Below are 12,577 nucleotides of genomic sequence, written 5' to 3'. Positions count from 1 at the left end.
CCGCGTCATCACTCGACGACGGCGGCGCTGAACGTCGGCGGATCACCCAGAAATGGGCGGTGCGACGGTGGTTGGTTGCCGTCGACGTCGGTGACTCCGAGTTCCTGGGCGATCTCGGCGCCGACGAGCACCTGGCCCGTCCGCTCCATGAGTGACGGGTCGCGATGCAGCGCGTCGATGATTCGGCCGGGGAACTCGACGCTCTCCGCCGTCGCGGCCAGGCCTTCGTACATGGCCGGGTTCGCGGCGAAGGCTGCCATCGTCCTCTCGGTCTTGAGCAGCCCCATCCACAGTGAGATCACGGCGACGCCGAACGGTTTGAAGTCGACGGCCATGTCGTGGGCCATCTTGTCGACGGCGGCCTTCCCGGCGCCGTATGCCGGTCCGTGCATGTAGCAGGATCCGCCGAACGACGACGTGTTGACCACCAGGCCCGAACCGTTCGCGGCGAGCAGTGGGCCGGCGTAGAACGACGACACGTACGACGAGCGCATTCCGACGTCGAACAGGTCGGTGAGATCCAGTGGTTTCTCCCAGAACGGCCCCTTCTTGGTGAGCGCCGACGGGATCGCGATCGCGTTGTTCACCAGAATGTCCAGCTTGCCGTGTTCGGATCGGACACGATCGAACAGGGCTGCGACCTGGGCGTCGTCGGAGTGGTCGACGATCACGGGGATGCCGACTCCGCCGCGGGCGGTGATCTCGTCCGCGGTCTGCGCGACGGTGCCGGGCAGGTCGGCTTGGCCGTCAGCCGAGGTGCGGCCGGTGACGTAGACGGTGGTGCCGCTCGCGGCGAGTGCAAGGGCGATGCCTTTGCCCGCACCACGAGATGCTCCGGTGACAACGGCGATGCGGGTTGCGTTCATGTCCATCCTCAGTGCGTACTCCTGCTCGATTCGACGAAGCGTGTTCGCTCCCACCGAGCGGGAGGGAAGTCAGTTGGGGGTGCTGTTCTCGCGCCAGCGCGCGAGGACGGTGTTCGTGGCCTCGATGAGGACTGGGACGAACGCGTCGGCGTTCATCACGCAGCACGAGTGTCCCGCGTCGACCTCGTGGATGGTGGCACCGGGAATGCGTCGTGCCATCGCCATCTGGCGGGCCGGGGGGATCGCCTTGTCGCGCAACGGGACGACAACCGCGGTCGGAACATCGATCTCACGGATCCACGGCTTGGTGTGGTGGCTGCCGATCGCGGCGACAGCACGTCCGACGGCGGCCGGGCGAGTGGACTTGAACTCGGCGAGCGCCCACCTGTGGATGTCGTCTCTGGGATCGACAGACCGGGGAGTCGCGCCTTTCGCCGGTGTCCGCCGACGGGGCGAACCGAGAGACATCCCCATGGCGCGATGAAACAGACGCTCGGTCGTGTTGGTCTGGAATTGATCGGTGCTGGCGCACAGCACGAGCCCGCCGACACGATCGGGATGCTGTCGCCAGACGCGCTGCGCGATGAGCGATCCCATCGAGAAGCCCGCGATGATCGCCTTGTCGATGCTCAGTGCGTCCAACACCGCGGCGGCGTCGTCGGCGCAGTCTTGCAGCGTGAACTTGTCGGTGTCGATGCCGCGACCGTGCAGTCGTTGGTCCATCGTGATGACGCGGAACTTCTTCGACAGCGCCGGAATGCTCGGGAACCACGCCAGCAGGCCGGTGGTCGACAACGCATGCAGCAGCAGAATGGCGGGCGCGTCATCTGTCGGGCCGGGGGTGTCGGTGACGTACGTCGATCCGCGCCCGGGGAGTTCGACCATGCGGCCGTCGGGGATCTCCACGTCGGGGATCCGGACGTTCGCGGGCAGACGGGAGCCGAGGTCCCGGCGTGTACTACTCATCGATCCAGCCTTCGGTCGGCAGCAAGAAACTGAAACACGTTCCAGTGGTTTCGATCACTATGCCACAGGTCGACTTACGCTCGATCATGTCGAGTCGTCACTCGGCGTAGTCGTGTCCGTTCCAACGCAGGGTCTTCTTCGTGATCGTTCCGCCCGCGCAGTCGGGCGTGCAGTTGTTGCTGCTCTTTTCGATCACGTACCGCCCGTCCGACCCCGGGCCCTTCGCCTCGGCGTAATAGAACATGAGCTCGCCCATGTATCCCGATTCGTCGACGCCTGGATCGGCGAAGCCGGTCGGAGTCGGGACCAGGACGATCACACCGTCGTAGCGGCCGGGGTTGTACTTCACAAAGGTGTTCCCGGTGATGTCGTACGCCGGGGAGTAGAACGACAGGCTGTCGTCATAGACACCGACCTTGATGACGGGCAGGACCGCCCCGGAGCCGGTCACCGAGATCACGCAGCCTTCGCCCATCGAATCGCCCGGTGCAACGAGGAACACCCGAACCGTGCCCAACTGGGGATGCTTCACTCCGTCTTTCCGGTCACCGTGGTCGGGCATGTGCCGGACGGTGGCGGTGAATCGGGCAGTGGTGTCTGCGGGGCGGGTCTTGCTGCGCATCCGCAGACGACGACGTCCAGGATGCGACCGGAGCTGCCCGCGCCCTGCACTCTCGTCCGATACCCGGTGCCGTCTGCCGTGCCTGCGTCGAAAACGACGGTGCGGGTCCCGTCGGCGTTGTCGGAGTCGGGGACCGGCTTGCCGTAGAACCTCGTCGCGTCTGCGACACTGCTGCCGCGACCGATGCCGTCGATCGTGGTCGTCCCGCTGCCGGGGCGGATCTCGACAAGAACCCCCGTGCCGGCGAACGCCCAGTCGCAGTCGTGCCAGTGATACACCGTCAGGTCGCCGTCGCGTGTCGACGACGTCGGGAAGTCCGGATGGTCGCGGCGGATGTCGCTGATTCTGTCGCCCAACTCGATTCCGTTGAACGACGGACCGTTGAGAACTGTGGATTGCGCCTTCTCGTCCTGCGTCGCCAACAGTCGCGCCGCCACCTGCGCCCCGTTCGCTGCGCCGACGAACATTCCTCCAGTGCTGTCGGCGACGCATCGCGCTTCAGCGGTTCCGCGATCGGCGTGAACCCACGTGGCACGACTCCGTTGACAGCCGTCCGGGCGGAGTTCTTGTCCACCGCACCGAGCGGGACGAGAACGCTCACGTCGCGGCAGCCTGCTCGGCGTTCTCCACGTGTGTTCCCGGTGCCGGTGTCGTAGGTGAGGATCGCCAGGCGTGATCCGGCTGGAATGGCGTCGATGAGCCCCGTCGCCGCTGATCGTGCAGCGTCGATCCGCGCGCCCGGCGCGTCCGCGATGAGCATCGAATCGGACGCGTCGATGATCAACGCGGTCGGCGCGATGGCGGTGATCGTCTTCGACGTCGGCGCGGGCTGGGCGACCCGTGCCGGTGAGCCTTCGACGGAGCAGCCCGCCAAAACCGTGATGGTCGTCAGGGCAGCGGCGGCGAGCAGGCGACGACAGGCGTTCATCAGCGCAGATTGCGTCCGCGGAATCCTCGACGGCCGAACGCCAACGACTCGATTCCTTCGAACGGACGAACTGTAGGACCGAGGCTTGTAGTCCGAACGCGCTAATGCAGGTCACGATTGGGCACGCATTCATCACATTTCGGCACGAGACTGGTGTGGTGGGAGTGAATTCGGGACACCATCGTCATCACCCGATCCTCTGATTTCTGAATCCTGGAGTGCCCTCATGAAGATCCGTCTTGCCGTCGCCGCCGTCGCGGCGTCCGCAGCCCTGCTCGGCGGTGTCGTCGCCGCACCGGCCCACGCCGCACCGACCGGCCAATCCCTCGCCGCCAAGAACGCGCTCGATTCGATCAACCCGCAGCCGCAGGACGCGGCGAGTGTCATCGACGGCATCGAGGCCGCGAACGCCCTTCTGAAGAAGATGGGCATCACACCGTTCACTCCGACCATCGGTGCGTGCACGGACTTCACCTTTCCGCTTGCACTCGGCGGCGCGATGCCCGGACCCAACACGCCGTTGCTCGGTGACCTGGAGATTCTCGGTCTCGACTTGAACACAGTGAAGAAGGGCGAAGTGTTGTATGGATTCGTACCGGTCGGGGTGTTCAACGATTCCGGTGACAAGGCCGGAATGCAGGTAGCTTGGTTCAACGTCAACACCTTCAAGGGCGGACTCGGCGCGCCGATGGACGGGCTGGCCGACACCCTTGTCAATGCGACCGTCAAGCGTGTCAAGGAACTGTCGCCGGTTCCGGTCGTCGATTCGATCGTCACGGCAGCAGTGAAGACGACTCTGAAGCCCGTCCTGGATCTGCTTCCGTCGAACGGCGTCCGCGGTGGACTCGTCGACACCGGATCGGGAACGGTGCTCTCCGCGATCTACGGATCGGTGAAGAAGGGCGACGCCACCTGCTACTTCTTCCCGTCACTCGGCATCGCGACCGCGAAGTAGTCCCGCACCACCGCACACAACGCCGCCCTTCTCCGCTCATCGGGAGGAGGGCGGCGTTGCGTGCGGTGAGCGGCCGGACCGTACGATGGACGGGCCAGCGTGCCCGACGAGTCGGGTAGGGAATCCGGTGCGAATCCGGGACTGACGCGCAGCGGTGAGAGCGACGCTCCGGACAACATGCCACTGGTGAGAACTGGGAAGGCGTTCGAGAAGCGGTAGACCTCGAGTCCGAAGACCTGCTGGCTCCGGCGGGCAGCGGCCTGCAGGATCCATTGAGAGTCTCGCGCACAGACTCGGACCCGCTGAAGGACTCCATGTCTCTCACCGCACGTCGCGCCCTGATCGGTTCGACCGTTCTGATCCTCGCCCTCGCCGGATGCGGCGCGACCGATCCCGAGCCGCCGAGCACGTCCGCCGCAGGATTCCCGGTCACCCTGCAGAACTGCGGCCAGTCGCTGACTGTCGATGCACCGCCCCAGCGCATCGTCTCGCTGAATCAGGGGAGCACCGAAGTCCTGTTGTCTCTGGGGCTCGCCGACCGGATGGCGGGCACCGCAACGTGGACCGACCCCGTCCTGCCGTCTCTCGCCGACGCCAATGCGAGAGTGAAACGGATCTCCGACGACTGGCCGTCGTTCGAGGCTGTGCTCGCCGAAGAACCCGACCTGGTGACCGCGTCGTTCGGTTCCACCCTCGGCAAAGGCGGCACCGCGCCGCGCCAACGCTTCACCGACCTCGGAGTGCCCACCTACCTCGCGCCGTCGGACTGCGAAGGCAAGAACGACACCGGCGGGGACGGGTCCCGAGACGAACCGATGACACTCGACTCGGTCTACAAGGAGATCACCGAACTCGGCGCCCTCACGGCGACGACGGATCGGGCGACTGCACTCATCGCAGAACTGAAGGGGCGCGCTCAGGCCGCCGCCGACTCGATCGACGCACGTGGGACGCGGGTCGCCTACTGGTTCTCCGACTCCGAGTCGCCCTACCTCGCAGGCTGCTGCGGCGCGCCGGGCGTGATCACATCGGCACTCGGTCTGACGAACGTCTTCGACGACACGCATGACGAATGGCCGCAGATCAACTGGGAGGTGGTCGCGAGCCGGAACCCGGACGTCCTCGTCCTCGGCGACCTGACACGCGACATCCAGACAGGCGAATCGGCGCAGGGCAAGATCGCGTTCCTCGAATCCAACCCGGTCACTCGTGAGATGGACGCAGTGAAGAACAAGCGCTACATCCTGCTGTCGGGGGCTGCGATGAACCCGTCGCTGCGGACGGTCTACGGCATCTCCGATGTGGCGGCCGGACTGAAACGGCTCGGCCTGGGCAGATGATCCACCGCCTGCAGACTCGCCCGACCGCCCTCGCCACGCTGTGGCTGGGCGGCCTGGTGCTGCTGACGATCTCGATCGGGTTCGCGGTGACGATCGGCCCATCCGGTCTGGGCATGTCCGACGTCGCCGCGTCCGTGCGCGCGGAGATCGTCGGCGGCACGTCGGGTCTGAGTCGGCTCGAGGAGTCGATCATCTGGCGACTTCGGCTCCCACAATCGGTCTTGGCCGCTGCCTGCGGCGCGGGTCTGGCGGTGTGCGGCGGCGTGCTGCAGTCACTGCTTCGGAACCCACTCGCCGACCCGTTCGTCCTCGGTGTCTCGTCAGGCGCATCGGTCGGTGCGGTGTCGGTGATTCTGCTCGGCGTGGGTGCAGGTGTCATCGGCATGGCCGGAGGCGCGTTCCTCGGCGCCATCGCCGCGTTTGCGCTCGTCCTGCTCCTGGCTCGGCTCGCGGGTGGCACCACCGACAGGGTGGTCCTCGCGGGCATCGCCGCGACACAACTCTTCTCGGCGTTGACCTCGTTCATCGTCTACACGTCCGCCGACGCGGAGCAGACCCGCGGGGTGCTCTTCTGGCTGCTCGGATCACTGTCGTCACCGTCGTGGACCGAGGTGGTGATGTGCGGCGCCGTCACCGTGGGCGGCCTCATCGTGTGTCTGCTGTACGCGGGCGGGCTCGACGCGTTCTCCTTCGGCGACGACGCGGCCGCGTCCCTGGGAATCCACGTGGCGCGCACCAGACTCGTGCTGCTCTCGGTCACGGCGCTCATCACCGCCGTGGTGGTGAGCGTTGCGGGCGCGATCGGATTCGTCGGCCTTGTGCTGCCGCACGCCGCACGGGCGATCGTCGGGGTTCGGCATCGGGTGATGATGCCGACACTCGCCCTTCTCGGCGCCTTGTTCCTCGTGTGGGCGGATGTCGCAGGCCGGGTCCTCATCGAACCGCGCGAACTGCCGATCGGCGTGATCACCGCTATCGTCGGCGTCCCGGCGTTCATCGTCGTCCTCATCCGAGAGGGCCGACGATGATCCTGCAGGCGCACGACATCGGGTGGGACGTGGGACGGCGGACGATCTTGACCGGTGTGGACCTGACCGTCAGCGACGGCGAGGTCGTCGGACTCATCGGACCGAACGGATCGGGGAAGTCGTCGTTGCTACGCCTGCTCGCAGGCCTCCGACGTCCGTCGCGTGGACGAGTCGACCTCGACGGCGCCGACCTCGGTTCGGTGTCCCGACGCGACGCCGCACGTCGAATCGCATTTGTCGAACAGTCCGCGGTCACCGACCAGAATCCGACTGTCGCCGACGTCCTCGATCTCGGGCGCACTCCGCACCGCCGGTCGTGGGCGATCGGCTCGGACCGGGACAGACGAGTGATCGCGACCGTGGCGCGTGAGACCGAGATCGAGGGATTGCTGGGCGAGCGGTACGGCGCGCTGTCGGGTGGCGAACGCCAACGGGTTCAGATCGCGCGGGCATTCGACCAGGAACCCGAGGTGATGATCCTCGACGAGCCGACGAACCATCTCGACGTGAAGTATCAGCTCAGTCTGCTCGATTTGGTGTCTACGCACGTCCGGAAGACATCGGCGGCCGCCATCGTCGCGCTGCACGACCTGAACCTCGCCGCGGCCTACTGCGACCGCATCGTCGTCCTGGCGGGTGGACGAGTGGTCGCCGACGGAACGCCGGCAGACACGCTCACCGAGCAGACGATCGCGTCCGTCTTCGACGTCGCGGCGCGCATCGTCGACGACGATGGACTCTGGGTCCGAGTGGATCGCCGTTGACGCTTGTAGGGTTGGAGAAATGTCGTCTGACGGTCGGAATCCGCTCGTGCCGCCGATGATCGGGGTGCTCGGTCCGGTCACCGTGGACGGACGTGCCGTGCCGGGTGTTCGCGCCCGCAGGCTCCTTGTCGCGTTGGTACTCGCAGGTGGACGTCCCGTGTCGACGGCCGCGCTCATCGACGACGTGTGGGGAGGGGATCGGCCCAGATCGGCGCTGTCGGCCCTTCACACTCAGATATCCCGACTGCGCCCACTGCTGGGCGGCGCGGACCTCGCAGGTTCGGACGGCTTCTATCGGCTCACCGGTGCAGTCACTGACATCGAATCGGTGGAAAGGCTCCTGACGCGAGCTGATCCGCAGGCGGCAGAACGCCTGTGGCGCGGCATCCCCGGCGCCGACCTCGGCGCCGACGACGGTCCCGGAGAGCGTCTCAGAGCCGAAGCCGACCGATTGCGGATCCGTGTCGACGATGCTCGGGCACATTCGGCGTTCACCTCGGGCGACTACGCGACGGCGTCCGACATCGCCCGTTCCCGGATAGCCGACGACTTTCTCGACGAATCCGCCCACGTGCTGCTGATGCGCGCGCTCGCTGCGCAAGGGCGAACGAACGAGGCGTTCGCTGTGTTCGCCGCGCTCCGGCGAACACTGGCGGAAGAGCTCGGCGCGGATCCGGGTGTCGAGGCGACGGCTCTCAACGCCGAACTCGCCGCCGGAAGACCGCAGACCAAGTCTGCCCGTAGGCCCCCGCGGCTGCGTGCCGAACCGTTGATCGGACGGGCCGGGGACCTCGCATCACTTCACGACCTGATCGCCCGGCATCGGGTCGTGACCGTTCTCGGTCCCGGTGGCGTCGGCAAGACGAGCATCGCGTCCTCGCTCGGCGACGATCTCTCCGATAGCGGTGCAACGGTCTTCTACGTGCCGCTCGCCGCCGTCCGTGATGACGACGATCTGGTCGGTGTGGTGGCGTCCGCGCTCGGCGTCGGTGAATCGGACGTGCGCAACTCGTCGGTTCCCAGACTGCACCTGCGTGACCTCACCGACAGCCTCGGCGACGCTCTGCGAGCTGTCGACGCCGTCCTCATTCTCGACAACTGCGAGCAGGTGATCGACGCCTGTGCAGGTCTGGTCCGGGGCCTGATCGCCGTTCTGCCCGCACTCCGCGTCGTCGTGACGAGTCGTTCGCCCTTGCTCATCGGCGCCGAGCAGGTGTACCGGCTGCCCGTGCTCGACACGGCCGGGGCGGCATCGGCCGGGGTGGAACTGTTCACCGCTCGCGCACTGTCCGTACGACCGGACGCCGACTTCGATCCGGTCGCGGTCGCCACACTGTGCGCTCACCTCGACGGTGTGCCGCTGGCCATCGAACTGGCGGCCGCTCGAACCCGCGTGATGAGCGTCGGCGAGATCAGTGACGGCTTGGCCGAGCGGTTTCAACTCCTCCGATCTGCCGACCGAACGGCGCCGCATCGCCATCGGACTCTCGAAGCGGTCATCGACTGGAGCTGGGATCTGCTGGACGACGACGCGCGGGTCGCGCTGCGCCGCACGTGTCTGTTCCCGGACGGCTTCTCGCCCGCCGCGGCAGCCGCCGTCGTCGGAGCGTCGGGGGCGGCGTTGGCCGACGCGCTGACGGCGTTGGTCGACCAATCGTTGCTTCAGGTGGACGAGGCCGACGGCCGCACCCGTTACCGGATGCTCGAGATGGTTCGGGAGTTCGGAGAGCGACGCGCGGCCGATGCGGGGGAAGTCGCCGAGACGACCGCGCTAATGGGACGGTGGGCGCGTGACACCTGCCGAGACATTCGCAGTCGCTACGACGAGTCTCCGGACAGTGTGCTCGCGGCGGAGGTGGACGTCGAGAGCGAGAATCTCGTATGGGTTCTGCGACGAGCAGTCGCAGCCGCAAGCCCCGATGCCATCGACACCGTCGTCACAGTCTTTCCAGTGATCGCGGCGTTCTGGGCGAGCCGAGGACTGCACCAGGAGGTCGGCTCGTGGGGCGTCCGCGTCGTCGACGTACTCGCGACGCCCCCGGCTGACCCGGACGATGAGACGCGGACCAACTGGGAGCTGACTCTACTGATCAGCGCTGTGCACCTGCTCCCACTCCGGGATCTGCGTCGGGTCGCGACCGCGTCGTATCTCCTGCGTCGGCTGCATCGACCGGAGCGCACCTTCGAGGACGTGGTGGAGTTTCTTGTCGCGGTGGCATTGGCGCGACGTCCGACACGGGCGTACCGGACCGTCCTGCGCGGTCTCGAGTCGCATCGGCCAAGCGGTGTCCGATGGGCGGCGCTGACGATCCGGTTCAACGTGCGCGAAAATGCGGGCGACCTCGACGGGGCGCTCGCTGACAGTGTCGAGGTCGCAGCGCTCGCCCAGCATCCGGACTCGTTCGCGGCGGCGATGACCGACATGACGACGGCCAGCGTCATCGGACAGCAGGGACGCTGGGCCCAGGCTCTGGCTCTGTATGAGCGGGCCGTCGCCCGGTTGAACAAGCTCGGCGCGGTCGACGACGCACGACAGGTGGACGGCTACATCATCGCGATGCTGCTTTCCCTGGGCGAACTCGACCGTGCCAGGGTGGCGATCGACGAACTCAGCGGCGGTTGGAAACCGACCGACCCGACGCCGCAGGGAAATCCGGAGACGGTCGCCCTGATGATGATCGTGATGGCCGAATACCAGCGGCTCGCTTCCAGCGAACCGGTCGACGCCGTCGTCGGACTCTTGCGGCGAGCCGCCGACCTCCTGCTCGGGCAGAGCGACGACACATCGCGGGACCCCGGTCTGATGGGCTGCGTGACGGCCACGGTCGCCGCGAGGATCAGGCTGGATTCGACCGACGGCGTCGACGAATGCCTTCTGGCACTCGCCGACGCCGTGTTGTCGATGCGCGACCACGCAGGCTGGGTCGATGTCCCGCACTCCGCGGGCGTCGCCTATGTCAGCGGCGTCCGGCGCTGCCTTCGAACACCAGGCGACCTCGTGGGTGCGCGGTGGATGGCGCTGGGTCTGCGACTGCGACCGCGCCACGACTACCCGGCCATTCACGAATTGATCGGCGACGCCCAGAGCTTGTCCGGCTGCCGTCCACACGAATGGGAGGCGGTCGTCGCCGACACCGCGTCACTGTCACGGAAGAAGGCGCTCGACGAACTGCACGAGCAGTTCGCCGAGCTCCGGTCCGTGGATGTCACTTAGCGGTGCGGATGTACGCTCTCACCGCAAGCGGCGCGAAGATCACAACGATCACGGCGGCGCCGACCAGACTCCAGAGGACGTGCGTGCCGACGTGGCCGTCGTTGCAGAGTTCACGAACCGCCGACACGAGATGACTGATCGGATTGACGTTCACGAAGCTGCGCAACCAACTCGGCATGGTCTCGACGGGCACGAACGCGTTCGACATGAAGGTGAGCGGAAACATGATGAGCATCGAGACGCCCTGGACCGACGACGCCTTGCTCATGAGGCAGCCCATCAGCGCGAAGATCCACGAGACTGCGAAGCTGCAGATCAAGACGAGGACGACGGATCCGAGGACGCCGAGCGGTTCAGGACGCCAGCCCATCGCGATGCCGACCGAGAACGTGATGACGCTCGCCAACAGGTAGCGGACCACATCCGCCAACAGGGCGCCGGCGAGCGGACTGATTCGTGCGATCGGCAGAGAGCGGAACCTGTCGAACACGCCCTTGTTCATGTCCTCACGCAACTGAGTGCCGGTCACGATGGAGGTGACGATGACAGTCTGCACGAGGATGCCCGGGATGATGACCGGCAGGTAGGAGCTGACGTCGCCGCTGATCGCGCCGCCGAAGATGTAGGTGAACATCAGTGTGAAGATGATCGGCTGCAGCACGACGTCGAAGAACTGTTCGGGGTTGCGGCGCATTTTGACGAGGCCGCGGAACGCGAACGAGAACGACTGCCGGACGGCGTCGGCGACGCTGACCGACGTTCTTGCGGCACTGCGGACCGAGTCGATGCTGATCGACGTCCGCTCGAGAGTGGTGGTCATGGTGAAGGGTCCTTTCGCTCAGTCGCGGCCGGTGATGGTGAGGAACACCTCGTCCAAGCTGGGCTTCGACACGGCTATCTCGTCGACGGTGATGTCGCGGTCCCGGAGGGCGATGAGGAGATCGGGCACCAGATCTTGTCGGTGCAGGGGAGTGGTGACGCGGCCGGCTTCGGCGCTCAGCGTCGCCGCTTCACCGAGGACTGTCTCGGCGAGCTCGGCGACGGCCGCGGCGTGGGCGTGATCGACGGGTGTGAGAGTCAAGGTGCTGGTGCCGATCGACTGCTTGAGTTCGTCGGCTGTTCCGTCGGCGATCACTCGACCGTGGTCGATGACGGCGATGCGGTCTGCCAGTTGGTCTGCCTCGTCGAGGTACTGCGTGGTGAGCAGGACCGTGGAACCCTGGGCGACCAGCTTGCGGATCGTCTCCCACATCTGGGCGCGTGTGCGAGGGTCGAGGCCGGTCGTCGGTTCGTCGAGGAACAACAGGGGAGGCGTGTAGATCAGACTCGCCGCGAGGTCCAGACGTCGCCGCATACCGCCCGAGAAGTCCTTGAGTGGCCGATCTGCGGCTTCGTCGAGGGCAAAGTCGGTGAGAAGCTCCTCGGCGCGAGCCTTCGACTGACTCCGCGACTTGCCGAGCAGCCTCCCGAACAGGACGAGATTCTGGCGAGCGCTCAGATCCTCGTCGACGGACGCGTACTGGCCGGTCACCCCGATCAGGGATCGGACGGCGACTGGATCCCGGACCACGTCGTATCCGAAGACAGTCGCGTCTCCGGCATCGGGCCGCAGGAGTGTCGCGAGCATGCTGACGGTGGTCGTCTTGCCTGCCCCGTTGGGGCCGAGGACCCCGTAGACGGAACCAGTGGGAACCTGCAGATCGACGCCGTCGACTGCCGTGTTGTCGCCGAAACGTTTGACCAGGCCGCTGGCGTCGATCGCGAGTTCGGCGCCCGCCCTCGACGTCGATGCGGTGGCGCCGTGCGGCGCGAGAATTGAAGTCATGCCGAGCACTCTGCTCGGTCGACCTGTCGTGGCCCTTACGTCGTCTTACACGGGACTGGCGTGGTCTGA

At 66.5% G+C, this 12,577-nt stretch carries 11 protein-coding genes, 1 pseudogene and 1 riboswitch; of the genes and pseudogenes, 6 read left to right on the top strand and 6 right to left on the bottom strand.

What is annotated here, in order from left to right; all coding sequences use genetic code 11:
• Positions 1-8: 8 nt before the first annotated feature.
• From GM1_RS15350 to GM1_RS15335, 4 genes and pseudogenes are all read right to left on the bottom strand, one after another.
• Positions 9-866, bottom strand: a complete 858-nt coding sequence (locus GM1_RS15350; protein WP_157436073.1) for an SDR family NAD(P)-dependent oxidoreductase — start codon at positions 864-866, stop codon at positions 9-11.
• Between the two features lie 177 nt (positions 867-1,043).
• A pseudogene (locus tag GM1_RS15345) lies at positions 1,044-1,751 on the bottom strand (alpha/beta fold hydrolase); the annotation flags it as partial.
• A gap of 178 nt (positions 1,752-1,929) precedes the next feature.
• Positions 1,930-2,394, bottom strand: coding sequence for a hypothetical protein (locus GM1_RS15340; protein ID WP_157436070.1), 465 nt, complete (start codon positions 2,392-2,394; stop codon positions 1,930-1,932).
• Positions 2,361-2,921, bottom strand: a complete 561-nt coding sequence (locus GM1_RS15335; RefSeq protein WP_008380275.1) for a hypothetical protein — start codon at positions 2,919-2,921, stop codon at positions 2,361-2,363. The genes GM1_RS15340 and GM1_RS15335 overlap by 34 nt, the downstream gene beginning before the upstream one ends.
• 228 nt (positions 2,922-3,149) lie before the next feature.
• Between GM1_RS15335 and GM1_RS15330 the strand changes: the two genes are divergently transcribed.
• The 6 genes from GM1_RS15330 (at position 3,150) to GM1_RS15305 (ending at position 10,683) form a co-directional block, all read left to right on the top strand.
• Positions 3,150-3,458, top strand: coding sequence for a hypothetical protein (locus tag GM1_RS15330; protein WP_008380274.1), 309 nt, complete (start codon positions 3,150-3,152; stop codon positions 3,456-3,458).
• A 150-nt stretch (positions 3,459-3,608) separates the two neighbouring features.
• A complete protein-coding gene (locus GM1_RS15325) occupies positions 3,609-4,337 on the top strand; it encodes a hypothetical protein (protein WP_008380273.1) in 729 nt (242 codons plus the stop codon).
• Between the two features lie 78 nt (positions 4,338-4,415).
• Positions 4,416-4,595: riboswitch (cobalamin riboswitch) on the top strand.
• Positions 4,596-4,651: 56 nt separating this feature from the next.
• Positions 4,652-5,677, top strand: a complete 1,026-nt coding sequence (locus GM1_RS15320; RefSeq protein WP_008380271.1) for an ABC transporter substrate-binding protein — start codon at positions 4,652-4,654, stop codon at positions 5,675-5,677.
• The gene (locus GM1_RS15315; RefSeq protein WP_008380269.1) at positions 5,674-6,705 is read left to right on the top strand and encodes a FecCD family ABC transporter permease; all 1,032 of its coding nucleotides are present in this window, start codon (positions 5,674-5,676) and stop codon (positions 6,703-6,705) included. The genes GM1_RS15320 and GM1_RS15315 overlap by 4 nt, the downstream gene beginning before the upstream one ends.
• Complete coding sequence (locus GM1_RS15310) at positions 6,702-7,469, top strand: ABC transporter ATP-binding protein (protein ID WP_008380267.1); 768 nt, start codon at positions 6,702-6,704, stop codon at positions 7,467-7,469. The genes GM1_RS15315 and GM1_RS15310 overlap by 4 nt, the downstream gene beginning before the upstream one ends.
• Before the next feature lie 19 nt (positions 7,470-7,488).
• Positions 7,489-10,683: an ATP-binding protein gene (locus GM1_RS15305; protein ID WP_008380265.1), complete on the top strand. Its 3,195-nt coding sequence runs from the start codon at positions 7,489-7,491 to the stop codon at positions 10,681-10,683.
• On the opposite strand, the gene GM1_RS15300 is transcribed toward GM1_RS15305, so the two are convergent.
• The gene (locus GM1_RS15300) at positions 10,676-11,503 is read right to left on the bottom strand and encodes an ABC transporter permease (protein ID WP_008380262.1); all 828 of its coding nucleotides are present in this window, start codon (positions 11,501-11,503) and stop codon (positions 10,676-10,678) included. The two genes, GM1_RS15305 and GM1_RS15300, sit on opposite strands and share 8 nt — an antisense overlap.
• Positions 11,504-11,521: 18 nt before the next feature.
• Entirely contained in the window at positions 11,522-12,508 is a 987-nt protein-coding gene (locus tag GM1_RS15295; protein ID WP_040520334.1) for a daunorubicin resistance protein DrrA family ABC transporter ATP-binding protein, read from the bottom strand.
• Between the last annotated feature and the right edge of the window lie 69 nt (positions 12,509-12,577).

Origin of the sequence: Gordonia malaquae NBRC 108250, from assembly GCF_000344135.1 — a bacterium.
Lineage (GTDB): Bacteria > Actinomycetota > Actinomycetes > Mycobacteriales > Mycobacteriaceae > Gordonia > Gordonia malaquae.
This window is presented reverse-complemented; position numbering and strand designations above follow the sequence as displayed.